This window comes from Pseudomonas sp. SST3, assembly GCF_003325755.1.
The window spans coordinates 224,496-248,623 of sequence record NZ_QORI02000005.1 but is presented as its reverse complement, the minus strand read 5'-3'; the positions used below and the strand labels follow the sequence as shown (position 1 = coordinate 248,623).

General features: G+C 60.2%; 19 protein-coding genes and 3 pseudogenes. 7 read left to right on the top strand and 15 right to left on the bottom strand.

Features of this window, described 5'->3' with window-relative positions:
• Positions 1–316 precede the first annotated feature (316 nt).
• The gene (gene putP / locus DQ405_RS07605; protein ID WP_168423622.1) at positions 317–1,801 is read right to left on the bottom strand and encodes a sodium/proline symporter PutP; all 1,485 of its coding nucleotides are present in this window, start codon (positions 1,799–1,801) and stop codon (positions 317–319) included.
• 388 nt (positions 1,802–2,189) lie between these two features.
• On the opposite strand from putP (DQ405_RS07605), the gene DQ405_RS07600 reads away from it, so the two are divergent.
• Positions 2,190–2,414, top strand: a complete 225-nt coding sequence (locus tag DQ405_RS07600) for a DUF3203 family protein (RefSeq protein ID WP_168423621.1) — start codon at positions 2,190–2,192, stop codon at positions 2,412–2,414.
• 78 nt (positions 2,415–2,492) lie between these two features.
• Here DQ405_RS07600 and putP (DQ405_RS07595) read toward each other — a convergent pair whose 3' ends face one another.
• From putP (DQ405_RS07595) to DQ405_RS07585, 3 genes and pseudogenes are all read right to left on the bottom strand, one after another.
• Complete coding sequence (putP, locus tag DQ405_RS07595; RefSeq protein WP_168423620.1) at positions 2,493–3,977, bottom strand: sodium/proline symporter PutP; 1,485 nt, start codon at positions 3,975–3,977, stop codon at positions 2,493–2,495.
• A gap of 204 nt (positions 3,978–4,181) precedes the next feature.
• Positions 4,182–7,342: pseudogene (putA, locus tag DQ405_RS07590) on the bottom strand (bifunctional proline dehydrogenase/L-glutamate gamma-semialdehyde dehydrogenase PutA).
• Positions 7,343–7,602: 260 nt separating this feature from the next.
• Entirely contained in the window at positions 7,603–8,358 is a 756-nt protein-coding gene (locus DQ405_RS07585) for an AraC family transcriptional regulator (protein WP_168423619.1), read from the bottom strand.
• 141 nt (positions 8,359–8,499) lie between these two features.
• Here DQ405_RS07585 and lon point away from each other — a divergent pair.
• The 4 genes and pseudogenes from lon to cmoB all read left to right on the top strand — a co-directional run bounded on the left by lon (position 8,500) and on the right by cmoB (position 13,250).
• Positions 8,500–10,880: pseudogene (lon, locus tag DQ405_RS07580) on the top strand (endopeptidase La).
• Between the two features lie 164 nt (positions 10,881–11,044).
• A complete protein-coding gene (locus tag DQ405_RS07575; RefSeq protein WP_168423618.1) occupies positions 11,045–11,440 on the top strand; it encodes a protease inhibitor I42 family protein in 396 nt (131 codons plus the stop codon).
• A 110-nt stretch (positions 11,441–11,550) separates the two neighbouring features.
• Positions 11,551–12,291, top strand: a complete 741-nt coding sequence (gene cmoA / locus DQ405_RS07570) for a carboxy-S-adenosyl-L-methionine synthase CmoA (RefSeq protein ID WP_174824659.1) — start codon at positions 11,551–11,553, stop codon at positions 12,289–12,291.
• The gene (gene cmoB / locus DQ405_RS07565; protein ID WP_168423616.1) at positions 12,288–13,250 is read left to right on the top strand and encodes a tRNA 5-methoxyuridine(34)/uridine 5-oxyacetic acid(34) synthase CmoB; all 963 of its coding nucleotides are present in this window, start codon (positions 12,288–12,290) and stop codon (positions 13,248–13,250) included. The genes cmoA and cmoB overlap by 4 nt, the downstream gene beginning before the upstream one ends.
• Here cmoB and DQ405_RS07560 read toward each other — a convergent pair.
• A complete protein-coding gene (locus tag DQ405_RS07560) occupies positions 13,247–13,528 on the bottom strand; it encodes a hypothetical protein (protein WP_174824658.1) in 282 nt (93 codons plus the stop codon). The genes cmoB and DQ405_RS07560 overlap by 4 nt on opposite strands.
• A gap of 156 nt (positions 13,529–13,684) precedes the next feature.
• On the opposite strand from DQ405_RS07560, the gene DQ405_RS07555 reads away from it, so the two are divergent.
• Together DQ405_RS07555 and DQ405_RS07550 are read left to right on the top strand one after the other, a co-directional pair.
• Entirely contained in the window at positions 13,685–14,578 is an 894-nt protein-coding gene (locus tag DQ405_RS07555; protein WP_168423637.1) for a LysR family transcriptional regulator, read from the top strand.
• A 44-nt stretch (positions 14,579–14,622) separates the two neighbouring features.
• A complete protein-coding gene (locus DQ405_RS07550; RefSeq protein WP_019342245.1) occupies positions 14,623–14,829 on the top strand; it encodes a DUF2905 domain-containing protein in 207 nt (68 codons plus the stop codon).
• Between the two features lie 24 nt (positions 14,830–14,853).
• On the opposite strand, the gene pdxJ is transcribed toward DQ405_RS07550, so the two are convergent.
• The 10 genes and pseudogenes from pdxJ to DQ405_RS07500 all read right to left on the bottom strand — a co-directional run bounded on the left by pdxJ (position 14,854) and on the right by DQ405_RS07500 (position 24,123).
• Positions 14,854–15,600 carry a pyridoxine 5'-phosphate synthase gene (pdxJ, locus tag DQ405_RS07545; RefSeq protein ID WP_168423615.1) on the bottom strand — a complete coding sequence of 249 codons (747 nt, stop codon included), beginning with the start codon at positions 15,598–15,600 and terminating at the stop codon, positions 14,854–14,856.
• Positions 15,593–16,285: a DNA repair protein RecO gene (gene recO, locus DQ405_RS07540; protein ID WP_168423636.1), complete on the bottom strand. Its 693-nt coding sequence runs from the start codon at positions 16,283–16,285 to the stop codon at positions 15,593–15,595. Before recO ends, pdxJ begins: the two co-directional genes overlap by 8 nt.
• A gap of 101 nt (positions 16,286–16,386) precedes the next feature.
• Entirely contained in the window at positions 16,387–17,298 is a 912-nt protein-coding gene (era, locus tag DQ405_RS07535) for a GTPase Era (protein WP_168423614.1), read from the bottom strand.
• On the bottom strand, positions 17,291–17,980 hold the full coding sequence (rnc, locus tag DQ405_RS07530) for a ribonuclease III (RefSeq protein ID WP_168423613.1): 690 nt from the start codon (positions 17,978–17,980) through the stop codon (positions 17,291–17,293). Before rnc ends, era begins: the two co-directional genes overlap by 8 nt.
• Complete coding sequence (locus tag DQ405_RS07525; RefSeq protein WP_168423612.1) at positions 17,977–18,354, bottom strand: DUF4845 domain-containing protein; 378 nt, start codon at positions 18,352–18,354, stop codon at positions 17,977–17,979. The genes rnc and DQ405_RS07525 overlap by 4 nt, the downstream gene beginning before the upstream one ends.
• Before the next feature lie 89 nt (positions 18,355–18,443).
• A complete protein-coding gene (gene lepB, locus DQ405_RS07520) occupies positions 18,444–19,301 on the bottom strand; it encodes a signal peptidase I (protein WP_168423611.1) in 858 nt (285 codons plus the stop codon).
• A pseudogene (gene lepA, locus DQ405_RS07515) lies at positions 19,301–21,099 on the bottom strand (translation elongation factor 4). Before lepA ends, lepB begins: the two are co-directional and overlap by 1 nt.
• Before the next feature lie 188 nt (positions 21,100–21,287).
• Positions 21,288–22,697, bottom strand: coding sequence for a DegQ family serine endoprotease (locus tag DQ405_RS07510; protein WP_168423610.1), 1,410 nt, complete (start codon positions 22,695–22,697; stop codon positions 21,288–21,290).
• A 35-nt stretch (positions 22,698–22,732) separates the two neighbouring features.
• Entirely contained in the window at positions 22,733–23,182 is a 450-nt protein-coding gene (locus DQ405_RS07505) for a SoxR reducing system RseC family protein (RefSeq protein WP_168423609.1), read from the bottom strand.
• Positions 23,179–24,123, bottom strand: a complete 945-nt coding sequence (locus DQ405_RS07500) for a MucB/RseB C-terminal domain-containing protein (protein WP_168423608.1) — start codon at positions 24,121–24,123, stop codon at positions 23,179–23,181. Before DQ405_RS07500 ends, DQ405_RS07505 begins: the two co-directional genes overlap by 4 nt.
• Positions 24,124–24,128 lie beyond the last annotated feature (5 nt).

The following is a 24,128-nucleotide window of genomic DNA, read 5'->3' as shown; positions in this document are numbered from 1 at the left end:
CGGGCGGAGAATCTATCATGTTATATCGTAACGATTAAATGATTCTTTGCTTTCTATAAAGTGCTGCTCGTTCCAGCGGTTCAACCCCTGGCGCGCTCAGCCATTGCTTCGGAGAGGCGGATCAGACAGAGCGGGAGCACGAGGACCGGGAAAACCAGATAGCCGGATCGAAGGCCTGCGAGATGGGACCATGCGCATTCACGTCGAGCACGTTTGGCGCACTTGGAACAAAAAACCCCGGGACTGAACCCGGGGTTTGGTTGCGCGCCACTTTCACGCGGCGATGCAGGTAGCGGGATAAGCGCGCACCGCGATCTTAACCGGCGTGGTACTCCGCATCCGCCGCCTCGAAGCGCTGCTGAATGGTGGCTGCCGGCTCCTTGCCCATCAGGCTGACGACGTAGATGGCGAGACTCGCGAGAATGAAGCCTGGAATGATTTCGTACAGACCGAGGCCGATGAATTCTTTCCAGACCACAACGGTCACGGCACCGACCAGCATGCCGACCAGCGCGCCGTTGCGGGTCATGCGTTTCCACACCAGCGAGATCAGTACCACCGGACCGAACGCGGCGCCGAAGCCGGCCCAGGCGTACGAGACCAGGCCCAATACCTTGCTGTCCGGATTCGAAGCGATACCAATGGCGATTAATGCGATCAACAGCACCATGCCACGGCCGACCCAGACCAGCTCGGTCTGCGAGGCGCCTTTACGCAGGAAGGCCTTGTAGAAGTCCTGCGTCAGGGCGCTGGAGCTGACCAGCAACTGCGCGCTGAGGGTACTCATCACGGCCGCGAGAACACCGGAGAGAATGATGCCGGCGACCCAGGGGTTAAACATCAGCTTCACCAGTTCCATGAATACGCGCTCGCCGTTCTCGGTGACCGCGCCAGCCAGTGCCGGGTTGTCGGCGAAATAGGCGATGCCGAGAAAGCCCACGGTTACCGCGCCGGCCAGGGTCAGGATCATCCAGGTCATGCCGATGCGACGAGCGTTGGGGATGGTCTTCACCGAATCGGCAGCCATGAAGCGCACCAGAATGTGCGGCTGGCCGAAGTAGCCCAGTCCCCAGCCCAGCAATGAAACGATCGCGATGAAAGACAGCCCTCGGAACATGTCGAAGTTCGACGGATCCTGTGCGGCGATGGTGTCCATCGCGGTACCGAGATCACCGAGTGAGAGGATGACGAACACCGGCGTGATCAGCAGCGCAAAGATCATCAGCGTCGCCTGCACGGTGTCGGTCCAGCTCACGGCGAGGAAGCCACCAATGAACACATAGAGGATGGTCGCCGCGGCCCCAACCCACAGCGCAACGTCGTAGGACATGCCGAACGTCGACTCGAACAGTCGCGCGCCAGCAACCACGCCAGAGGCGCAATAGATGGTGAAGAACACCAGAATCACCAGCGCCGAGAAGATCCGCAGCAGTCGGCTGGTGTCCTCGAAGCGGTGCGAAAAGTAATCCGGGAGCGTCAACGCGTTATGGTTGTGCTCGGTATGCACACGCAGCCGTCCGGCCACGAACAACCAGTTGAGCCAGGCACCGATGATCAGGCCAATGGCGATCCAGCTTTCCGACAGGCCGGCGATAAAAATCGCGCCGGGCAGGCCCATCAGCAACCAGCCGCTCATGTCCGAAGCGCCCGCCGATAACGCCGTGACGAAACTGCCGAGGCTGCGCCCGCCGAGGATGTAATCGTCGAAGTTCTTGGTGGCGCGATAGGCGGTGAAGCCGATCAGAATCATCGCCACGATATAGATCACAAAGGTGATCAGGGTTGGAGTGCTCACATTCATTTTATTTGTTCCTTGTGCTGCGGAGGCATTCCCCCGCCTCCACTGACGAGACGCTAGCAACAGCGATGCGAAGCGTCGGCAACGGATGGCCGAGTAACCGCCAAGGATAGCGTCTACTTCGCGTCTTGGCTCGTGACCGGATGGTTTCGCCACTGGTGAACGACGGCCATCTCGGTACAGGCCGTGGCTGTAAGCAGAGAACAGCTGCCAAAAGCCTGGCCCGAAGGGGTACGAGCCGGCGAGCCTGGCCGTTGGTCAGCCTGTCCGCGCTCGCTTCTGGCCTTCCGCCTCGAGCTGCCGCAGGGCAACGGATCGGCGCTGAAGCGGTCTGACAAATGAGGGGCGCCCACATCAGTCCCGCTACACACGACACACCTGGAGGTCCGCCATGTCAGTCACGATCGATACCGCCACCGGCACCTGTTCTGCCACAGTAGCCGGCAACACCTACCGCAGCGCGATTATGGATGTGCACGTCAGTACCGACCCAGCTGCTCGGATGTCGGTCGCTCATATAGATGGCGCCAGCGTGCACCTACCTGAAGAACAGGCCGAGCACCTGATCGCCGCGGGCGCCAAGGATGATCGCGAGAACCTCATCGTCGACGACTGATCCTCGTCTTTAACGGAGCCAGAACGCAAAAACCCCGCGGCCAGGACATAGACCGCGGGGTTTGTCGTTACAGCAGAATCAATGCCCCTGGTATTCGCGCTCAGCGTCCTCGAAGCGCTTGATCATGCTCGCCGAAGCGCCATTCCCCACCTTGCTGAACACCACGATGGCGAGGCTGGCGAGGATGAAGCCCGGGATGATCTCGTACAGACCAAGGCCGATGAATTCCTTCCACACCACCACGGTGACCGCGCCGACGATCATGCCGGCCAGCGCGCCGTTACGCGTCATGTTCTTCCACAGCAGCGAGATCAACACCACCGGACCAAATGCAGCGCCAAAGCCTGCCCACGCGTAGGAAACCAGGCCCAGCACCTTGCTGTCCGGGTTCGACGCAATGCCTAGGGCGATGAAGGCGATCAGCAGCACCATGGCGCGGCCGACCCAGACCAATTCGGTCTGCGAAGCGTTCTTGCGCAGCATGGCCTTGTAGAAGTCCTGGGTCAGGGCGCTGGAGCTCACCAGCAACTGGGCGCTGAGCGTACTCATCACGGCAGCGAGGACGCCGGAGAGGATGATGCCGGCCACCCAGGGGTTGAACAGGATTTTCACCAGTTCCATGAACACGCGCTCACCGTTCTCGGAGACCGGGCCGGCCTGCTCCGGATGCCCGGCGAAGTAGGCGATACCGAAGAAGCCCACTGCGACCGCACCGGCCAGAGTCAGAATCATCCAGGCCATGCCGATGCGGCGGGCGTTAGGGATGGTCTTCACCGAGTCAGCAGCCATGAAGCGCACCAGGATGTGCGGTTGGCCGAAATAGCCCAGCCCCCAGGCCAGCAGCGAAACGATCGCGACGAAGGACAGGCCGTTGAACATGTCGAACGCGGCCGGATTCTGCGTGGCAATGGTATCCATCGCAGCGCCCATATCGCCGAGCGCCAGGATCACAAAAACCGGCGTGATCAGCAGCGCGAAGATCATCAGCGTGGCCTGCACGGTGTCGGTCCAGCTCACCGCGAGGAAGCCGCCGATGAATACATAGAGAATCGTTGCCGCGGCGCCGATCCACAGGGCCACGTCGTACGGCACGCCGAAGCTGCTTTCAAACAGCCGCGCGCCAGCGACGACGCCCGAGGCGCAGTAGATAGTGAAGAACACCAGCACGACGAGCGCTGAGAAGATCCGCAGGGTGCGGCTTTCATCTTCGAAACGGTGCGAGAAGTAATCCGGCAGGGTCAGCGCGTTCTTGTTGCGCTCGGTGTGTACCCGCAGCCGCCCGGCGACGAAGAGCCAGTTCAGCCAGGCACCGGCGATCAGGCCGATCGCGATCCAGCTTTCCGAAAGACCCGCGACGAAGATCGCCCCTGGCAGGCCCATCAGCAACCAGCCGCTCATATCCGAAGCGCCTGCCGACAGGGCCGTGACGAAACTGCCCAGGCTGCGTCCGCCGAGGATGTAGTCGTCGAAATTCTTGGTGGCGCGATAGGCGACAAAGCCAATCAACAGCATGGCGCCGATATAGATCACGAACGTGATCAGAGTGGGTGTACTGATGCTCATCTTGTTCCCTCGTTAGTTGTTGTTGATGGGCGCGAGGGTATTCCCGATCCCACCTGGCAGAGGGCGATGGCGGTTCGTGCCATCACCGGGACGGGCTCACCTGAGCCCATCAGAGGCGGAAGAGCGATCCGCCAACTGTTCTGGTTGTTCTACTTCGCGCGCGTCTCAGAACAGAGCCGCCGGCTGCATCGGGTCAGACGACGATCAGTCGTCGACCAGCGACAGCAAGGACGCGTTGCCGCCCACAGCCGTGGTGTTGGTAGAGGTGGTGCGTTCATTGACGAAGCGCAGCAGGTAGCTGGGGCCACCCGCTTTCGGGCCGGTACCGGACAGGCCGCAGCCGCCGAACGGTTGCACGCCGACCACCGCGCCGACCTGGTTGCGGTTGACGTAGAGGTTGCCGACCCGCGCAAGCGCCTCGATGCGCGCCGCAGTCTCCTCGTTGCGGCTGTGCACGCCGAGGGTCAGGCCGTAGCCGGTCGCGTTGATATCCCCCACGACCTTCTCCAGATCCGCGGCGTCGAAACGCACCACGTGCAGCACCGGACCAAACTGTTCTTTTTTCAGCTCCTGGATACCACCGATTTCGAAGGCTACCGGCGCAACGAAATGGCCGTTGAGGCTGCCCGGCAGATTGGCTTCGGCAATCAGCTTGCCTTCGGCCTTCAGCTGCTCGATATGGGCAAGCAAACCATCACGGGCTTCAGCGTCGATAACCGGCCCCAGGTCATTTTCACGCAGGTGGGTCGGACCGACTTTCAACTGCGCCATGGCGCCCTTGATCAGCTCAATCACCCGGTCAGCGATGTCACGCTGCACGTAGAGCACGCGCAATGCCGAGCAGCGCTGGCCGCGCTGGTAAAGGCGGAGCCGACGGCATCCTTCACGACCTGCTCAGGCAGTGCGGTGGAATCGACGATCATGGCGTTCTGGCCGCCGGTTTCGGCGATCAGGGTGGCGATGGCGCCCTCCTTCTCGGCCAGTTGGCGGTTGATGATGCGTGCGGTGTCGGTGGAGCCGGTGAAGCACACGCCCACCACACGCGGGTCGCGGCAAAACACGCCACCCAGGGTGGCACCGTCGCCCGGCAAGAAGGCAATCGCCTCCTTTGGCAGACCGGCTTCGAACATCAATTCCAGCGCACGGGCCGCGATCAGGCTGGTTTGCTCAGCCGGCTTGGCCAGTACGGTGTTACCGGCGACCAGCGCCGCGGTGATCTGGCCGAGGTAGATCGCCAGCGGGAAGTTCCAGGGGCTGATGCAAACGAACACACCGCGACCTTCATGGAACAGCTCGTTGCGTTCGCCAGTCGGGCCCTTGAGCTCCTCGCGGCCGAGTTTCAGACGCGCCTGCAAAGCGTAGTAACGGCAGAAATCGACGGCTTCACGGACTTCGTCGATGCCGTCCTGCAGGGTCTTGCCAGCTTCCAGCGTGCACATCGCCATCAGCTCGGCATGGTTGGCTTCCAGTAGATCACCGAGGCGCTCGAGGATTTGCGCGCGCTGCTCGATCGGCGTGGCGTTCCAGCGCGGCCAGAACGCGGCCAGGCTGTCGATAGCCTGCTTGGCCTGCTCGGCCGTGGCGAACTGGGCAGTGCCCACTTCCTGGCTGAGGTTGTAGGGGCAATACACCTTGTTCGGCGTGCCGGTGAGCTTCTGCCCGCCGATCACCGGAGCGGCCTGCCACTGGCGGTCGAGAAAGGTCTGGTAGGCGCTGGACAGGTCGTTCCACTGAGTCTGGATGTTCATGTTGATGCCTTGCGAGTTGGTCCGATTGCCGTACAGCGCCGGCGGAAGCGGGATGCGATGGTTGCCGAGGGTCTTGAACTGACGCAGCTGGGAGACCGGGTGATCAATCAGGGTTTCTACCGGCACGCGTGGGTCGACCAGCTGATGGACGAACGACGAGTTGGCACCGTTCTCCAGCAGGCGTCGCACCAGGTACGGCAGCAGGTCCTTGTGCGCTCCGACCGGTGCATAAATGCGCACGTTCTTGCGGTACTTCTCGATCACGGTGTCATAGAGCGCATCGCCCATGCCGTGCAGGCGCTGGAACTCAAATTCGCGCGGCGTCTTCAGTTCACCAACCATCGACAGGATGCAGCTGACGGTATGCGCGTTGTGGCTGGCGAACTGCGGATAGATCACCCCGCGGGTATGCTCGGACAGCAGGTAACGGGCGCAGGCCAAGTAGGAGGTGTCGGTGCCTTCCTTGCGGGTGTAGACCGGATAGCCGTGGAGGCCCTGCACCTGACACTGCTTGATCTCGCTGTCCCAGTAGGCACCCTTGACCAGACGCAGCGGAATCCTTGCGCCCAGTTCCTTGCCCAGCAGCGTCAGCCAGACCAGTACCGGCAGGCAGCGCTTGGAATAGGCCTGGATTACCAGACCGAACTCGCCCCAGCCAGCGATCGCAGGGTCACGCATCAGCTTTTCGTAGAGTTCCAGCGACAGCTCGAGGCGATCGGCCTCTTCGGCGTCAATGGTGATACCAACATCGAGCTTGCGCGCCAGGATCGCCAGCTCTCGTACGCTTTCGAACAACTCGGTTAGCACGCGCTCGCGCTGAGCCACTTCGTAACGCGGATGCAGCGCCGACAGCTTGATCGATACCGACGGACGCGGCCCTGAACCGACCTGCGGCTCAGCGCCAACGGTTTCTACGGCCTGACGGTAGTCAACCATGTACTTGTGCGCATCCTCGGTGGTGAGTGCCGCCTCACCGAGCATGTCGAAAGAATAGGTGTAGCCTTTTTCACGCTCCGGGCGACCGTTCTTCAACGCCTCTGAGATGCTGCGACCCAGCACGAACTGCTTGCCCATCAGCTTCATTGCCTGGTTCATCGCAGCGCGAATCACCGGCTCACCGGAGCGTTTGATCAAGCGACCTAGGACGTTCTTCGGGCGACCATCGGCGTTTTCCGGATCGACCACCTTGCCGGTCATCACCAAGCCCCAGGCGGCGAAGTTGACCAGCACGTTATCGCTCTGGCCGAGGTGACGTTCCCACTCGGCGGCGTTGAGCTTGTCGCGAATCAGAGCGTCGGCGGTAGCGGAATCCGGCACGCGCAGCAGCGCTTCGGCCAGACACATCAGCATCAGCCCTTCGTGGGTATCCAGGCTGTACTGACGCAGCAGCGCATCGAGGGTATCGACCGCGTTATCCCGGCCGCGCACCGCTTCGATCAGACTGCGGGCTTCATGGCGAATGGCTTCGATGCCCGCCTCGCCGGGGTCGGCCAGCTGCAACAGCTCATTCAGGTAGGCCGCCTCGTCAACGCTGTAGTTGGCGCTGATCGCGGGAAAGAATTCGGCGGCTTTCAGATTGGCGAAATCGCCCTGCAAGACTTGACCGGCTTTGAACATCGCGCCGCTCCTCTCGTGGAGTGTTGTTGTCTGGAACTGGCTCGACGAAGGGCATGTGCGGAAGTTTGCACAGCGGTTCGCCGAACGGGTAGGCGAATCTACGGCGGGGCCGTGCTGCGTTGTTGCGCAAAACTACGGAAGTTTTACAAGAAACTATGGGGTTGGATGGCTTGTAACGATGCTGTCGTAAAGCCTAAAGGTAATGCGACGTCAGGGCACTGACGGCAACAAACATGCCTTATCGATGCAACCCCGCGGGGTCACTCGTCGCTGCTACGCAGCCGCTTTGGCGTCAGCCCGAGGTAGCGCCGAGTCGCGGTCGTCAGTGCGCTCTGGCTGGAGAAGCCGCACTCCTCGGCAATCCGCACCAGCGGCAACGGGCTTTCGCGAAGCAACCGTGCGGCGCGGTCTAGGCGGCTTTTCAACAGGTACTGATGTGGAGTCAGACCGACGCTGTCCTTGAACTGTGCATGGAAATGGCTGGGGCTCAGGCAGACCACTTGCGCCAGCTCGGCGACGGTAATGCGCCGTGCCAGATTACTTTCGATATGCGCATCGAGCCGGGCGATGTCCAACGCGCCGGTCGGCTGCCGCGTCGATTCGCCGAACACTCGCAGGTGCAGCGCGCGCAACAGGACACCGCCTAATGCCCGCGCCAGCAACGGATCGCTGCCGTAACGCGCCAGTTCGGCGCCAGCGTAATTGAGCAGGTTATGGAAGTCGGCATCCAGCGCCGGATAACGCGGGGTTTCGAACAGCTGCGCCAGCAGCCGCGGATCATCGACGCTGAGATCCTGCTCGTCGAGATCAATGATCAGCATGCGGTTATCGCCCCTGCCGGCGAACTCATGCTCGGCATAACCCGGCACCAGACAAGCACGCATGCGGCAGACCTCGCCACCCGAGCCATCCACTTCGAATTCGGCGCTGCCCGACAGCGACAGCACCAACTGGTGATAGTCGTGCGCGTGTTCATGAGCTTTGTCATCGAGGCGAAGCAGACGTGCGTTGAGCATGTGGAGGCACCTGGGTATCGGCGCACTGTACCGGAGGCGCTGGGCTTTTCCCAGCCAGGCCGAAAAGCGCAAAGACACAGATGGATTGAAATCATTTCGTCGATACCCATCTAAGGAGCATGTACTCGAGACAGGTGCCTCATGAACGACGATAGCAATCAGGAATTCGAGCAGAGCGTATCTTCCACCGGGCTGGTTTTGCCCGATCAGGATCTGCCGGACAAGCTCTACGTGATTCCGGTGCACAACCGGCCATTCTTTCCCGCGCAGGTACTGCCGGTGATCGTCAATGAGGAACCGTGGGCGGAAACGCTGGACCTGGTCTCGAAAACTCCTCATCAGCGCCTGGCCCTGTTCTTCATGGATACGCCAGCCCAGGATGCCACCAGCTTCGATCCGGATGCCTTGCCGGAACATGGCACCATGGTCCGTGTGCACCACGCTTCGCGGGAAGGCGGCAAGCTGCAGTTCGTCGCCCAGGGCATGGCGCGGGTGCGTATCCGCGGTTGGTTGCGACGCAAACCGCCCTATCTGGTCGAAGTGGAATACCCGCAAAGCGATGATGATCCCCGTGACGAGGTGAAGGCCTACGGCATGGCGCTGATCAATGCGATCAAGGAACTGTTGCCGCTCAATCCGCTGTATAGCGAGGAACTGAAGAACTACCTCAATCGCTTCAGCCCGAACGCACCGTCCCCGCTGACCGACTTTGCCGCGGCACTGACCACCGCACCTGGCCTGGAACTGCAGGAAGTGCTCGACACCGTGCCCGTGCTCAAGCGCATGGAGAAGGTGCTGCCGTTGCTGCGCAAGGAAGTCGAGGTCGCCAAGCTGCAGAAGGAGCTGACCGGCGAGGTGAATCGCAAGATCGGCGAGCGCCAGCGCGAGTTCTTCCTCAAGGAGCAGCTGAAGATCATCAGCAGGAGCTGGGTATCACCAAGGACGACCGAAGCGCCGACGCCGATGAGTTCCGCTCACGACTGGAAGGCAAGGTGGTGCCTCCTGCCGCGCAGAAGCGTATCGACGATGAATTGACCAAGCTGTCGGTGCTCGAAACCGGTTCGCCGGAATACGCGGTGACCCGCAACTATCTGGACTGGGCCACCTCAATGCCCTGGGGCCTGTACAGCGAGGACAAGCTCGATCTCGGCCGGGCCAGGAAGATCCTCAACGAGCACCATGCCGGGCTCGACGACATCAAAAGCCGCATCATCGAGTTCCTAGCGGTCGGGGCGTTTCGCGGCGAGATCGCCGGCTCCATTGTGCTGCTAGTCGGCCCACCGGGCGTGGGCAAGACCAGCATCGGCAAGTCCATTGCCGAGTCCCTGGGCCGTCCCTTCTATCGTTTCAGCGTCGGCGGCATGCGCGACGAGGCGGAGATCAAGGGCCATCGGCGCACCTATATCGGTGCCCTACCGGGCAAGCTGGTGCAGGCGCTGAAGGAAGTCGAGGTGATGAACCCGGTAATCATGCTCGACGAGGTCGACAAACTGGGCAACAGCCATCAGGGCGATCCGGCGTCGGCGTTGCTGGAAACCCTCGACCCAGAACAGAACGTCGGTTTTCTCGATCACTATCTGGATCTGCGCCTGGATCTATCCAAGGTCTTGTTCGTCTGCACCGCCAACAGCCTTTATTCGATTCCCGGCCCGCTGCTGGACCGGATGGAAATCATTCGCCTATCCGGCTATATCACCGAGGAAAAGCTGGCGATTGCCAAGCGCCACCTCTGGCCGCGTCAGCTTCAACGCGCCGGGGTGCCGAAGAACCGCCTGGCGATCAGCGACAGCGCCCTACGCAGCCTGATCGAGGGCTACGCACGGGAGGCCGGCGTGCGTCAGCTCGACAAGCAACTCGGCAAGTTGGTGCGCAAGGCGGTGGTCAAGCTGCTGGACGAACCGGATACCAAAATCAAGATCGGGCCGAAGGACATCGAGAGCTACCTGGGCATGCCGTTCTGGCATCCGGAGCAACTGCTCACCGGCGTCGGCGTAGTCACCGGGTTGGCCTGGAACAGCATGGGTGGCGCCACCTTGCCGATCGAGGCGACGCGCATCCACACGCTGAACCGCGGCTTCAAGCTCACCGGCAAGCTCGGTGATGTCATGAAGGAATCGGCAGAGATCGCCTTCAGCTACGTGAATTCGCATCTGAAAGAGTTCAAGGGCGATCCTGCCTTCTTCGACCAGGCCTTCGTGCACATGCATGTCCCGGAAGGCGCAACGCCGAAGGACGGGCCCAGCGCAGGCATCAGCATGGCCAGCGCGCTGCTCTCGCTGGCACGCAACCAGGCCCCCAAAAAGGGCGTCGCGATGACGGGTGAGCTGACCCTTACCGGTCTGGTGCTGCCCATCGGCGGCCTGCGCGAAAAGGTAATCGCAGCGCGGCGTTTGAAGCTCTACGAGTTAATCATTCCCGAATTGAACCGGGGCGACTTCGAGGAGCTGCCAGATTATCTGAAGGAAGGTTTGACCATGCATTTCGCCAAGCGCTTCCAGGATGTCGTCAAGGTGCTGTTCTGATTCACCCCACCGAACCCAACGGGCTTTCGTAGCTCGTTGGGTTGCGAGCTCCCTGACGACAGAACCGCCCTCGCAATCGCCATGACGCTTTACGACCGAGCGTCAGGGTCTTAAGGTTCACTCGACGCCCGAGCGTTTCCATTTTCCTACCGAGTCGGTCGCCCATGCCTTCTGCCCTGCCCCGCCTGCTGTTGCTTGTTCCTTTACTCGTCCTCGCCGGGTGCGCCGGTACCCCGCCCAGCAGTGTCGCGCTGAGTGACGATGCGACCTGCCCGCTTTCGATGCAGCCTGGCCAGACCCTGATTCTCAGCCTGCCTAGCAATCCGGCTAGCGGTTATCGCTGGACGCTCCGCGACGTCTCGACCGCGCAGCTCAAAAGCCTCGGTCCGGAAGTGTTCAGCTCGCCACAAAACGACCTGATCGGCGGCGATGGCATTTCGACCTGGCGCTTCGAGGCCGCCGAGAGCGGCAGCGGCCGCCTCTACCTTGCCTATCAGCGGCCTTGGGAAAGCGACACGGAGCCAGCTGACCTGTTCGACTGCCGCATCGAAGTGCAGTGACCCAAGGGCCAGCGCTCCACGCGCCGGCCGTCCATTCGGCCACGGCGTCCGGCCCGGCTTTCCGGTACACTACCGCCCCTGTTTTTTCAGCCTGCCCAAACGCCGCCGTGATCCACGACCCAGACCGCCTGTTCGCCAAGCCCCTCGCCAAGCCCCAGGATTTCGCCTTCAACGAAGACGTGGCGCGGGTGTTTCCCGACATGATCAAACGCTCGGTGCCGGGCTACCCGACCATCGTCGAGAACATCGGCGTGCTGGCCGCGCAGTTCGCTCAGCCGAATACCCGCCTGTACGACCTCGGCTGCTCGCTCGGCGCTGTGACCCAAGCGCTACGCCGGCATGTGAAGGCGGACAATTGCCAGGTAATCGCCGTGGATAACTCGGCAGCCATGATCGAGCGTTGCCGTGAATACTTGCACGCTCAAGACTCGATGTTTCAGGAGCTGGTGCCGGTCGAGGTAATCGACGCCGACATCCTCTCACTGCAGTATCAGCCAACCTCGCTGGTGGCGCTTAATTTCACCCTGCAGTTCATTCCGCGCGAGCAACGACCGGCGTTGCTGGGCAGGATTCGACAGGCGCTGGTACCGGGCGGCGCGTTGATCCTATCGGAAAAGTTGCGCTTCGAAGGCGAGCAGGAACAGGAGCTGCTGACCGAGCTGCACATCGCTTTCAAACGGGCCAACGGCTACAGCGAGCTGGAAATCGCTCAGAAGCGCAGTGCCATCGAGAACGTGATGAAGCCGGACAGTCTTGAAACGCATCGCCAGCGCTTGGCGGATGCCGGTTTTACCAAGGTCGTGCCCTGGTTCCAGTGCCTGAATTTCGCTTCCCTGATCGCCCTGCCATGAATCTCGACCTGACTCCCCTTGCCTGGCGCGTTGCCGGGACACCGCTGGCTACCTGGGCCAACGGCCTGCAACAGCAACTCGACGCCAAGCTCGCCGCCGGCCACGGCGATCTACCGCGCTGGCGCCGGGCGGTCGATGCGCTGCCAGACATTCAGCCTGACGCCATCGAGGTTCGCGATACTTTCCGGCTGGATGCCGATTGCGACGAGGCCACCCGTGCGGCGACCCGTGATGCGCTGTTCGGCCTGTCGCCTTGGCGCAAGGGTCCCTTCGATGTGTTCGGTGTGCACGTGGATACGGAGTGGCGCTCGGATTGGAAGTGGACGCGCGTCGCGCCGCACCTCGATCTTGCCGGCAAACGCATCCTCGACGTCGGCTGTGGCAACGGCTATTACATGTGGCGAATGCTCGGCGCAGGGGCCGATTCAGTCATCGGCATCGATCCGAACTGGCTGTTCTTCTGCCAGTTCCACGCCATGAAACGCTACCTTTCCGAGCACCCGGTCTGGCACCTGCCGATGGCCCTGGAAGAACTACCGGCGAAGCTCGAAGGCTTCGACACGGTGTTCTCCATGGGTGTGCTTTATCACCGACGTTCGCCTATCGATCACCTACTCGACCTGAAAGACTGCCTGCTCAAGAACGGCGAGCTGGTGCTGGAAACCCTGGTGGTCGAAGGCAACGAACACACCGCGCTGGTTCCCGAGGATCGTTACGCACAGATGCGCAACGTCTGGTTCCTGCCATCGGTGGCTGCGCTGGAATGCTGGCTGCGCCGGGCGGGGTTCACCGACGTGCGTTGTGTCGACGTCAGCGTCACCAGCATAGAGGAACAGCGCAGCACCGACTGGATGCGCTACCAGTCGTTACCGGATTTCCTCGATCCAAAAGACCGCGGGAAAACCATTGAAGGCCTGCCGGCACCAATGCGCGCCGTGCTGATCGCGCGCAAACCCTAACGACCACGCTGGCAACGCTGCTCCTGCACCAACTGCCTCAGCGGCATCCGCAGCTTTTCGATGAGCCGCGCCCTGCTGAGGTCGCGCCCTCGTAGTTGCTGATCGCTGAGGCTCAGCAGGCGCTGGTATAGGCGCCGTTTGCGCCAGGCAACGAACCAGTCGATCACCGCTTGTTGGAGTTCGACTGGCCACATGGCTGGCATATAGAAATCTGGCATTTCCGGCCGGCCTTGGTCTTCGAACCTATCGCGTTGCTGTTCTCGCTCAGAATGTCGCATCGCATCCTCCAACCATTGAGAGAGTGCACGGGCGCACCCGATACCTGCCAACCGATCGCGGTCGGCAGATTCAGATTGAGCGCGCTTGACGATTCAGACAAACGACTACAATAGAACTCTCGGTTCAGAAAATTTGAAGGCCCGCCCATGCCTGGTATGCCCGAAGAGCTTCCCCAGTCCGCAATGCCCCTGCTGGAAATCGACGTGCTGCGCACGTTCGTCTCCATCGCCGAAAGCGGCAGCTTCACGCGTGCCGCCGGCCAGATCTTTCGCACAACCTCCGCCGTCAGCATGCAGATCAAACGGCTCGAGACGATGCTCGGCTGCACGTTGTTCATTCGCGAGGCCCGGCGCATCACGCTTACCGATGAAGGCGAGCGGCTGCTGGGTTACGCTCGACGTCTGCTCAAGCTCAATGAAGACACGGTCAGCGCATTTATCGAGCCACGGCTGAACGGGCGGGTTCGCTTCGGAACGGCGTCGGATATCGGGACCCACATCCTGCCTAGCCTGCTGTCGCTGTTCGCCCGAACTCATCCCGGAATCGAGGTGAATGTGTCAGTGGGTCGTAGCATCGAGATGATCCAGCGCGTCGATGCCGGCGAGCTGGATGTTGCGCTCATCAGCGTCGGCAACCTCGGTCAGGACGACTCGCGCGGTGAGCTGATCCACCGCGAGCCATTGATCTGGGCCGGGCGAGCCGGCGGCGTCGCGGTCGAGCGCACCCCATTGCCACTGGCCCTGGCCAGCCCTGATTGTGCCTGGCGCCGTCAGGCGCTGGACGCACTCGACCGAGTCGGACGTAGTTATCGCATCGCCTATTCCAGCGATCAGTGCGCAGGGCAGGAAGCTGCCATGATCGCTGACCTTGCCGTGGCACCCTATCCTCTGAGCCTGATCCGTCCTCCACTGAAGCGCTTGGAAGAAAGCGCCAGCCTGCCAGCCCTCGGCGAGTATCAGATCAAGCTGCTACGGGCGGCAGATCGCAGCGAGCCTGTAGAGGTCCTGGCCCGGCATGTCATAGCGGCGTTTGCTGCCTATCACAAATAACCAACGCAGCCGGATCTCAGGCAACGGCGAGAAAGGGAGGCAGAATGGCGAAATGGTTGATTGGCGCAGGCCTGTTGCTGCTCTTGCTCGGCGCGGTTCTTCACTATGCGCCAGGGCTGCTGAGCTGGTTCGGCAAGCTCCCCGGCGATATCCGCATCGAATCGGAGCGCAGCCGAACCTTCATTCCGATCACTTCAATGATCATCCTCAGCGTAGTGCTGACGATCCTGCTGAACCTGTTCAGGCGATAAGCGATCGGCGCTCACCTGGAAGCCTTATCCGCGAGCCGCGGCGGTCAGGATGAGGTGTTTCATTTCCTTGACCGCTTGCTTGAAGCCAACGAACAGCGCGTGAGCGACGATGGCATGACCAATGTTCAATTCATTGACCCCACGGATAGCCGCGATGGCTTCGGCGTTGTGATAATGCAGCCCGTGTCCGGCATTGACGATCAAACCATGGCTCAGCCCTGACTCGACACCATCGCGAATACGGGCAAGCTCGCACGCTCTCTCGGCCACGCCCTGTGCGTCAGCATAGCGCCCAGTATGTAATTCGATGGCCGGCGCGCCGACTCGGGCAGCGGCTTCGATCTGCCGGGGGTCGGCGTCGATGAATAGCGATACTTCCGCCCCGCAGGCAGCCAGACGACTGACCGCATCTCTAATGCGCGACTCCTGACCGGCAACATCGAGACCACCTTCAGTGGTGAGCTCCTGGCGAGTCTCCGGCACCAGGCAAACATGCTCCGGTCGCAGCTGCTCGGCGAAAGCCAGCATCGCCTCGGTCACACCCATTTCGAAATTCATCCGCGTCTGCAGCGTGTCCTTCATCAGCAGCACATCGCGCTCCTGAATATGCCGCCGGTCTTCGCGCAGATGCACGGTGATGCCATCGGCCCCCGCTTCCTCGGCATCCAGCGCGGCCTTGACCGGGTCCGGATAACGCGTGCCGCGCGCTTGACGCAGGGTGGCAACATGATCGACGTTGACGCCGAGCAGGATTCGATTGGCTTCAGTCACGCGGGACCTCCTTGATATTCATGAACAGTTCACGGCTGACCAGAGGCCGGCCACCCAGATGTGGCGCCAATGCCTGCCGCATCAATCTTTTCGCTGCTGCCAGGGCGCCAGGTACTTCCCAATCGGCCTCGGCCATGGCGAGGAGTTCCGCGCCATCGAACAGGCCGGGTTGAAACTGCCCCACAGGTTCCAGCCCGGTATCCGGTAATAACCGATAGAGCCCACCGCTGGCGATCGGCTGTCCAGAAATGTCACTATCCAAGGCGAAACCGTAGCCCAGTTCGCTCAGCAGCCGCCATTCGAACGCCCGCAGGATAGGCTCCAGCGGGCGCTTGGCCGCCAGCGCGGGTAGGGTTGCGACATAGTGCTCGAACATGGCGGGATGGGCGTCTTCAGCCGGAAGCAGGCGAATCAGCAATTCGTTGAGGTACATGCCGCTGAACAACGCATTGCCATCCAGCCAGTAGGCCAGACCAGCGCTTTCCAGACGGGCCACTGCCTTGAGATCGCTACGACCACGGAATTCCACTTCAAGCGGCACGAACGGCCTCGCCAACGTGCCCGCCTTGCCGCGTGCGCCACGAAGCACCGCGCGCAACCTTCCTTCAGGTGTAAAGAAATCCACCAGCGCACTGCTCTCGCGGTATGGACGACTGTGCAGAACGAAGGCGGATTGGGCGGTCATGAGGTGGGCGAGCGCCGCGAGGTGGGTGATCATCTACGCGCAACTGCAGCTGGCTGCTGCAATTGGCAATCAGGTATGGCAAGAACCGAAAGCGCTTTGACTCAGCTGTAGCCCAGCGAATGCAGTGCCCGTTCATCATCGGACCAGCCGCTCTTCACTTTCACCCAGAGATTGAGCATGACCTTGGAATCGAACAGCACTTCCATATCCTTGCGCGCTTCTTGGCCGATGCGTTTGATGCGCTCGCCCTTGTCGCCGATGATGATTTTCTTCTGCCCATCACGCTCAACCAGAATCAGCGCATGGATATGCAGAACATGCCCTTGCTGCTTGAAGTCCTCGATCTCAACAGTGATCTGATAAGGCACTTCAGCGCCCAGCTGGCGCATGATTTTTTCGCGCACCAGTTCGGCTGCGAGAAACCGACTGCTGCGATCGGTAATCTGGTCTTCTGGAAAGAAGTGATCGCTTTCGGGCAAATGCGAGGCTACCAGCTTCTCGAACACATCCAGATTCTGCCCGTGCTGGGCGGAAATCGGCACGATCTCGGCTTTCGGTAACTGCTGCGCCAGCCATTCGAAATGCGGAAGCAACTCGCCCTTGTCTTCCACGCGATCGGTCTTGTTCACCGCGACGATCACTGGCCCTTCGACGTACTGAACGCGCTCCAGCACCAGCTGGTCCTCATCGGTCCAGCGCGTGCGATCGACCACGAACACCACGACATCGACATCTTTCAAAGCCGAGGAAGCCGTGCGATTCATATAGCGATTGAGCGCGGTCTCGCCGTTCTTGTGCAATCCGGGCGTATCGACGTAGACGGCCTGCACGGCGCCTTCTGTCTTGATGCCAAGCATGTTGTGACGCGTGGTCTGCGGCTTGCGCGAGGTGATCGCGAGCTTCTGTCCGAGCACGTGGTTGAGCAGCGTCGACTTACCGACGTTGGGGCGACCGACGATTGCAACGTAACCACAGCGGCTGACCGCTTCTTCCTGTAGATGCTCATCAATCATGGCCATTCTCCACGCCCAAGGCGATCAGTGCCGAGGCAGCGGCAACCTGTTCGGCAATACGCCGGCTGGCACCCTGCCCTTGCGTCTTCTCGTTGAGCAACGATATCTGGCACTCAACGAAGAACGTCCGGCAATGCGGCTCTCCCTGAATCGCCACCACTTCATACTTGGGCAGCTCACAGGCACGCGATTGCAAGAACTCTTGCAAGCGGGTTTTCGGGTCCTTGTTGGTGTCGACCAGCGTCAACCCTTCCAGTTCGTTGGCGAGCCAGGCGAGTACGCGGTCGCGTGCGGTTTCCATGCCGGCATCCAGGTAGATGGCGCCGATCAACGCCTCGAGCGTGTCCGCCAGGATGGACTCACGCCGGAAACCGCCGCTCTTGAGCTCACCCGAACCCAGACGCAGGTATTCGCCGAGCTCGAAGCCGCGAGCCAACACGGCAAGGGTTTCGCCTTTGACCAGGCGCGCGCGCAGACGCGAAAGCTGTCCTTCCTTGGCCTGCGGAAAGTGACTGAACAGTGCCTCACCGGCAATGAAATTGAGAATGGCATCGCCAAGAAACTCCAAACGCTCATTGTTGCGTCCGGCATAGCTGCGATGCGTCAGGGCCAGGAGCATCAGCTCCTGATCCTTGAATTGATAACCGAGCCTGCGCTCGAGACGGGCTAACGAAGTGCTCACGGCATCCTTAGGCGATATTCTTTGTCGAAGTTCGCCACCAGATCGAGGTTACGGATCAGGGGCTCGCGTTTTTCGTAATCCAGATGGACCTTGAATTCATTATTCTCGATGACGACTTTCAGCGCCTCCTCAAGATCGAGGTCGCGAATGCCGTTCACGTCCATGCCCTTGCGCACATGGCTGTAGAAGTCCCGAACAGTGCGGACCTCCATCGTCTTGTCACTTTCAACTCCGCTGATGATCTTGTCCATGGACATATAGTCAAAATAGTGCGGCAGCATCTTGAATGCAGTACTGGCAAAAAACGCTACCAGCGCAAGCACCATGATCCAGCTCAGCATGGACAGCCCTTTCTGCGAACGAGCAAAACTCATGTCGACCTCTATGTCGTACGTTACCCACCAAGCGGGGCGGCTTAAATATAGCGAGCCGGGCCAAGGGAACCGGGCCCTGATTCACAGACTCAGTGAATCAGCCCAACTCGGGAAAAATGCGGAAGGTTGCTGAACTTCGGGTCTGGCCAGCTCATCCATACGGCAAATGCCTTGCCGACGATATTGCGATCCGGAACCATGCCGGCAAGGTCGGTGGGAATCGCTGCATCTTGCCAGTAGCGACTGTCATTGGAGTTGTCGCGGTTGTCACCCATCATGAAGTAATGGCCTTCCGGGACGTGCCATTCACGATCGGGCTCGACTCGATAGCGGCCCATTTCCTTGCGAATCAGGTGTTCTACCTCGCCCAGCTTCTCCCGGTACAGCTTGGCGCTGCCCAAGCTACCCGGCTCCTCGCCGATCAGCATCTCGGAAACCGGCTTACCGTTTATGCTCAGCCGCTTATCGCTGCTGTACCGAACCACATCGCCAGGCAGGCCAATGACACGCTTGATGTAATTGATGTTCGGATCGCTCGGGTAGCGGAACACCATCACATCGCCACGCTTCGGATCGCTGACATCGATGACTTTGGTGTCGATGACCGGCAGACGAATGCCATAGGCAAACTTGTTGACGAGAATGAAGTCACCCACTTCGAGCGTCGGAATCATCGAGCCAGACGGAATCTGAAACGGCTCGATGAGAAACGAGCGCAGCACCAGAACGATCGCCAACACGGGGAAGAAGGACTTTCCGTATTCGATCAGAACCGGTTCCTTGTTCAAGGCATCCAGCGTCGATTGATCGGGTTCGCCACCGGTGCGCCCCTCGTAATTCGCTATCGCAGCCCGTCGGCGTGGTGCAAAGAACACCAGATCGATAAGCGTCAGAAAACCGCATACCGCAACGGCAATGACCAGCAACAGCGGAAAATTGATCGACATCAGCTATCTACCTTAAGCACCGCGAGGAAAGCTTCTTGCGGAATTTCAACGTTACCGACCTGCTTCATACGCTTCTTGCCGGCTTTTTGCTTTTCCAGAAGCTTGCGCTTGCGGCTCACGTCACCACCGTAGCACTTGGCCAGAACGTTCTTGCGCAACGCTTTGACGGTGCTTCGCGCTACGATCTGGCCGCCTATAGCCGCCTGAATCGCTACGTCGAACATCTGCCGAGGAATGAGCTCCTTCATTTTCTCGACCAATATGCGGCCTTTGTAATGCGCATTGTCGCGGTGCACGATAAGTGCCAGCGCGTCGACCTTGTCGCCGTTGATCAGAATGTCCAGACGGGTCAGGTTGGCCGACTGGAAGCATTCGAAGCTGTAGTCCAGCGAGGCATAGCCACGGCTGACCGACTTCAGCCGGTCGAAGAAGTCCAGGACAACTTCGCTCATGGGCAGATCGTAGCGCACCTGCACCTGTGACCCGAGGAACTGCAGATCTCGCTGTACCCCGCGCTTCTCGACACACAGGGTGATGACGCTGCCGAGGTGCTCTTGGGGCACAAGAATATTGGCCCTCACGATGGGTTCGCGCATGTCTTCGATCGACGATAGGTCCGGCAACTTGGACGGGCTGTCGACGTAGAGGGTTTCGCCGTTCTTGAGTCCTAGCTCGTAGACCACCGTTGGGGCGTGGTGATCAGATCCAGATCATACTCACGCTCGAGTCGCTCCTGGATGATCTCCATGTGTAGCATGCCCAGGAAGCCGATGCGGAAACCAAAGCCCAGCGCATCGGAACTCTCCGGCTCGTATTGCAGCGCGGCATCGTTCAGGGTGAGTTTCTGCAGCGCCTCGCGGAAATCTTCGAAATCATCCGAGCTGACCGGAAACAAGCCGGCATAGACCTGCGGCTTGACTCGTTTGAAGCCCGGCAGCATTTCGACGTCCGGCGTATTGGACAACGTCAGGGTATCGCCGACCGGCGCCCCGTGAATGTCCTTGATGCCGGCGATAATGAAGCCCACCTCGCCCGCCTTGAGATCAGCCGTGCTGGTGTGCTTGGGATTGAACACACCGACGCTATCGACCTGATGCACCTTGCCGGTGGATTTGACCAGAACCTTGTCGCCTTTCTTGATCCGGCCATGGCGTACCCGCACGAGCGAGACGACGCCCAGGTAGTTATCGAACCAGGAATCGATGATCAACGCCTGCAATGGCGCGTCAATATCGCCAGTTGGCGGAGGAATAACCGCCACCAGACGCTCGAGGACATCATCCACGCCCATGCCGCTCTTTGCACTGCAAGCGACAGCGTCGGTCGCATCGATACCTATGATGTGCTCGATTTCATCCTTGACCTTGTCCGGATCCGCTTGCGGCAGATCCATCTTGTTCAGTACCGGCATGACCTCCAGGCCCTGCTCGATAGCTGTGTAGCAGTTGGCAACGGATTGCGCTTCAACGCCCTGACCCGCATCAACAACCAGAAGTGCACCTTCGCAAGCCGCCAGCGAGCGACTGACCTCATAGGTGAAGTCGACGTGCCCGGGGGTATCGATGAAATTCAGTTGATAGGTCTTGCCGTCCCGCGCCTTGTAATACAGCGTGACGCTGTGTGCCTTGATCGTGATGCCTCGCTCACGCTCAAGGTCCATCGAATCAAGTACCTGGGCATTCATTTCACGTTCGGTCAGGCCACCGCACATCTGGATGAATCGATCAGCCAAGGTCGACTTGCCGTGATCGATGTGCGCGATGATGGAGAAATTACGGATATGACTCAGGTCGCTCACAGCTAAACACTCGAATACGCCGCGGGCTGATTGCCCGCCGAAAATAGCCGCAAAGTGTACCTGATAGGTCTATTCAGCGCCACGCCGGCACCTTAGAACCAGCCAGCCTGATGCGCGCGAAAAACGGAACTGACCACTCAGACATGAAAAAACGGCTCAGAAGCCGCTTTTTCAATACCGAGATGCTTCTATTCAGCGAGCTTGAATGTGATGAAGCTCGCCCGCCCCTGGCGCAATACGCGCATGGACACTGAACGATTCTTCGGCAACTGCTCCGCAACGCGGCTAAACGTCGATGCAGAGTCGATGGCCTGATTGTTCAGGTGGGTAATCACATCACCTGGACGCAAACCGATCATCGCAGCAGGCCCGCTCGACACTTCTGTAATCACGACCCCGCCAGGCAGGTCAAGACTACGTCGTTGTTCGGCAGTCAATTCCGACACCTTGACACCAAGCCTGTTACTGCTTTTCTCGGCACGGTCGCTGGATGCCGCGACCTCCTCTCCTTCTTCCGGCAAGGCGCCGATAGTAACAGTGAGCATCTCGCGCTCACCGTCACGAACGATACCCAGCTTCGCCTTAGTATTCGGCTTGATGGCGCCGATGAGGTGCGGCAAGTCAGCCGACATATCAATGGCATTGCCGTTGACACTCAGAATCACATCACCAACCCGCAAACCGCCCTTGGCTGCCGGCCCACCGTCCATTACCTGCGCGACCAACGCACCCGCTGGACGCTCGAGACCGAACGATTCTGCCAAGTCGCGGTTGACTTCTTGGATCACCACGCCGAGCCAGCCGCGACTGACTTTGCCCTCTTCACGCAACTGATCGGCGACGTCCATGGCAACGTCGATAGGGATAGCAAACGAGAGCCCCATGAAACCACCAGACCGAGTGAAGATCTGCGAGTTAATGCCGATCACTTCACCCTGCAGGTTGAACAGAGGCCCACCGGAATTACCCGGGTTTATTGCCACATCCGTCTGGATGAATGGCACGTAGCTTTCATTGGGCAGGTTACGTCCCGTTGCACTGACGATCCCAGCCGTTACAGTGTGGTCGAAGCCAAATGGCGAGCCAATAGCGAGAACCCACTCGCCAGCTTTCAACGCACTGGATTTCCCCAGCTTGACCGTCGGCAGCCCCTTGGCCTCAACCTTCAACAAAGCCACGTCGGTGCGAGGATCTGCACCGACAAGCGTTGCCTCTAGTTCACTGCGATCGGGTAGGCGAACGATTATTTCATCGGCGTCAGCAATCACATGGTTATTGGTCAGCACATAGCCGTCAGCGGAAATGATAAAGCCAGAACCCAGAGACTGCGCCTCACGCTGCCGACCTCCGTCGGGCATACCAGGAATGCTGTGCTCGAAGAATTCGCGAAAAATTGGCGGCAACCCTTCAAGGTCCGGCATGTGTGGGTTCGCGCCACGAGCCGGCACCTTTTGTTTGGTGCTGATATTGATGACAGCGGGTGAGGCGTCTTCCACCAAGGGTCTAAAATCGGGTAGCTGGGCATTAGCCACCGCAACCTGCCCTAGACAAAAAAATGCAGCGAGAAGAGCGAAGCAGCTATTCCGTGGAACCTTCAAAATCAGTCTCCCTTGACGAAAACAACCCGGCCTGGCTACGTCCTGCCGTGCCCCAGCATCGCTCGCAACACGATTGGCTGCAGCCCCGGATCGCCTGCCGTTCGCTGACTGCGCTGGCGCACGATCAGCCACGAAACCAGAAAACCGGCAATCCCGGCAAGCATCACCAATGGTTCGGCAGTTGACAGTTCCGAAGCGATGAGTGCCGAGGCAAACAAAGCGATCAGCGGGAAAAGATAAACAAGGATGGCGCCGCGCAGCAACACGCTCTCACGGATACCGATGACAACCGAATCACCGACATCCAGGTTCAAATCAGACAGAGCCCTTGTCAGCCCGCGTCGCTCGCGTACGCCAAGCCGGTCCATCAGGCCCTGGCCACAGCCGTTCCGAGCGGAACAGCCGGAACAGGTACTGCTGCGCTGCGTCTCAACCCACACGGCACCGGGTTCGACTGCGATCACGCGGCCTGGCTCTTCGATCATCGCGACGCCTGATCCGCCCCGGACCGCATCGACAATGCAACGCGCTCGGCAGTGCCCAGCGGTATTTCCCCAACGACAGTCACCATAACGTCGCCATCAGCCGTGGAAATGCGCTTGGATACGGCCACAGTCGGCCCCATCTGGCTGCGTGCGTCTTCGACTACCGCCCCATGCAATGGCTCGAGAAACACCGAAAAGCGAGCAAGCCCATCTCCATATGAGAGCCAAGTCACGGACTCATCGGAGGCAGGGCTGGAACGAACATTGGAGTCAAGAAGCTGGAAGCCATCCGGAAGCCAATCGGAACGCCATTCCGGCGAGGCCGATTTCTGTTCGGCAGCGAGCGAAACGGGTGCGCACGCCGGACCCGCCTCGACATCGGCAGGCCGGATCGAGCCCGGGGAAAAATGAGTGAACTGGAAGCGCTCCAGCAATTGCCCGTTTTCATCAAGCAGAAGAGACTTGAGCGGCAGCGCAGTCTCACGATCGAGATGCAGCTCAAAACCATAGCGGTGTTGATCCTGCGGCCGTATGGCTAACGCCACGGTTGGGCGCCCCGCGACTCGGGACTCACCGATAACCCGAAAATCGTACCACTTGGATAACGCTTCAGGCTCAAGCTGCTGCTGGCGCCACGGCTTGGCGTCACGTACCTGGGATGCCAGCTCTTCGCTTGCGCACTGAACCTCGCCATTAACCAGCGAGACTTCGGCCGGCGGGCCATCGAGCTGGAGCAAGCGTTCGCGCAGCTCTTGGTCTTGAGAGAGTTGCCAAACGGCATGACTGGAGAAGCTACCATTGCGCTCGTAAACAAAAGTGCCCTGATAGCTCTGCTTCTTCTCGGCCGCTGCAAGCCTCTGCATCCAGGCGTCGGCATCAGCAGCAAAGGCTGGCATCGATAGCCAGCCTCCGAGCACCACACATAGCGGTATTACACGCATGTTGT

Bases quoted from the DNA above. Each gene is read 5' to 3' on its own strand.
- lepB (WP_168423611.1), bottom strand. From the start codon at position 19,301: ATGTCGATCAATTTTCCGCTGTTGCTGGTCATTGCCGTTGCGGTATGC.
- DQ405_RS07600 (WP_168423621.1), top strand. From the start codon at position 2,190: ATGTCAGTCACGATCGATACCGCCACCGGCACCTGTTCTGCCACAGTA.
- DQ405_RS07560 (WP_174824658.1), bottom strand. From the start codon at position 13,528: ATGCGACATTCTGAGCGAGAACAGCAACGCGATAGGTTCGAAGACCAA.
- DQ405_RS07525 (WP_168423612.1), bottom strand. From the start codon at position 18,354: ATGAGTTTTGCTCGTTCGCAGAAAGGGCTGTCCATGCTGAGCTGGATC.
- DQ405_RS07555 (WP_168423637.1), top strand. From the start codon at position 13,685: ATGCCCGAAGAGCTTCCCCAGTCCGCAATGCCCCTGCTGGAAATCGAC.
- DQ405_RS07575 (WP_168423618.1), top strand. From the start codon at position 11,045: ATGCCTTCTGCCCTGCCCCGCCTGCTGTTGCTTGTTCCTTTACTCGTC.
- cmoB (WP_168423616.1), top strand. From the start codon at position 12,288: ATGAATCTCGACCTGACTCCCCTTGCCTGGCGCGTTGCCGGGACACCG.
- putP (WP_168423620.1), bottom strand. From the start codon at position 3,977: ATGAGCATCAGTACACCCACTCTGATCACGTTCGTGATCTATATCGGC.
- DQ405_RS07500 (WP_168423608.1), bottom strand. From the start codon at position 24,123: ATGCGTGTAATACCGCTATGTGTGGTGCTCGGAGGCTGGCTATCGATG.
- DQ405_RS07550 (WP_019342245.1), top strand. From the start codon at position 14,623: ATGGCGAAATGGTTGATTGGCGCAGGCCTGTTGCTGCTCTTGCTCGGC.
- era (WP_168423614.1), bottom strand. From the start codon at position 17,298: ATGATTGATGAGCATCTACAGGAAGAAGCGGTCAGCCGCTGTGGTTAC.
- DQ405_RS07505 (WP_168423609.1), bottom strand. From the start codon at position 23,182: ATGATCGAAGAGCCAGGCCGCGTGATCGCAGTCGAACCCGGTGCCGTG.
- DQ405_RS07585 (WP_168423619.1), bottom strand. From the start codon at position 8,358: ATGCTCAACGCACGTCTGCTTCGCCTCGATGACAAAGCTCATGAACAC.
- recO (WP_168423636.1), bottom strand. From the start codon at position 16,285: ATGACCGCCCAATCCGCCTTCGTTCTGCACAGTCGTCCATACCGCGAG.
- putP (WP_168423622.1), bottom strand. From the start codon at position 1,801: ATGAATGTGAGCACTCCAACCCTGATCACCTTTGTGATCTATATCGTG.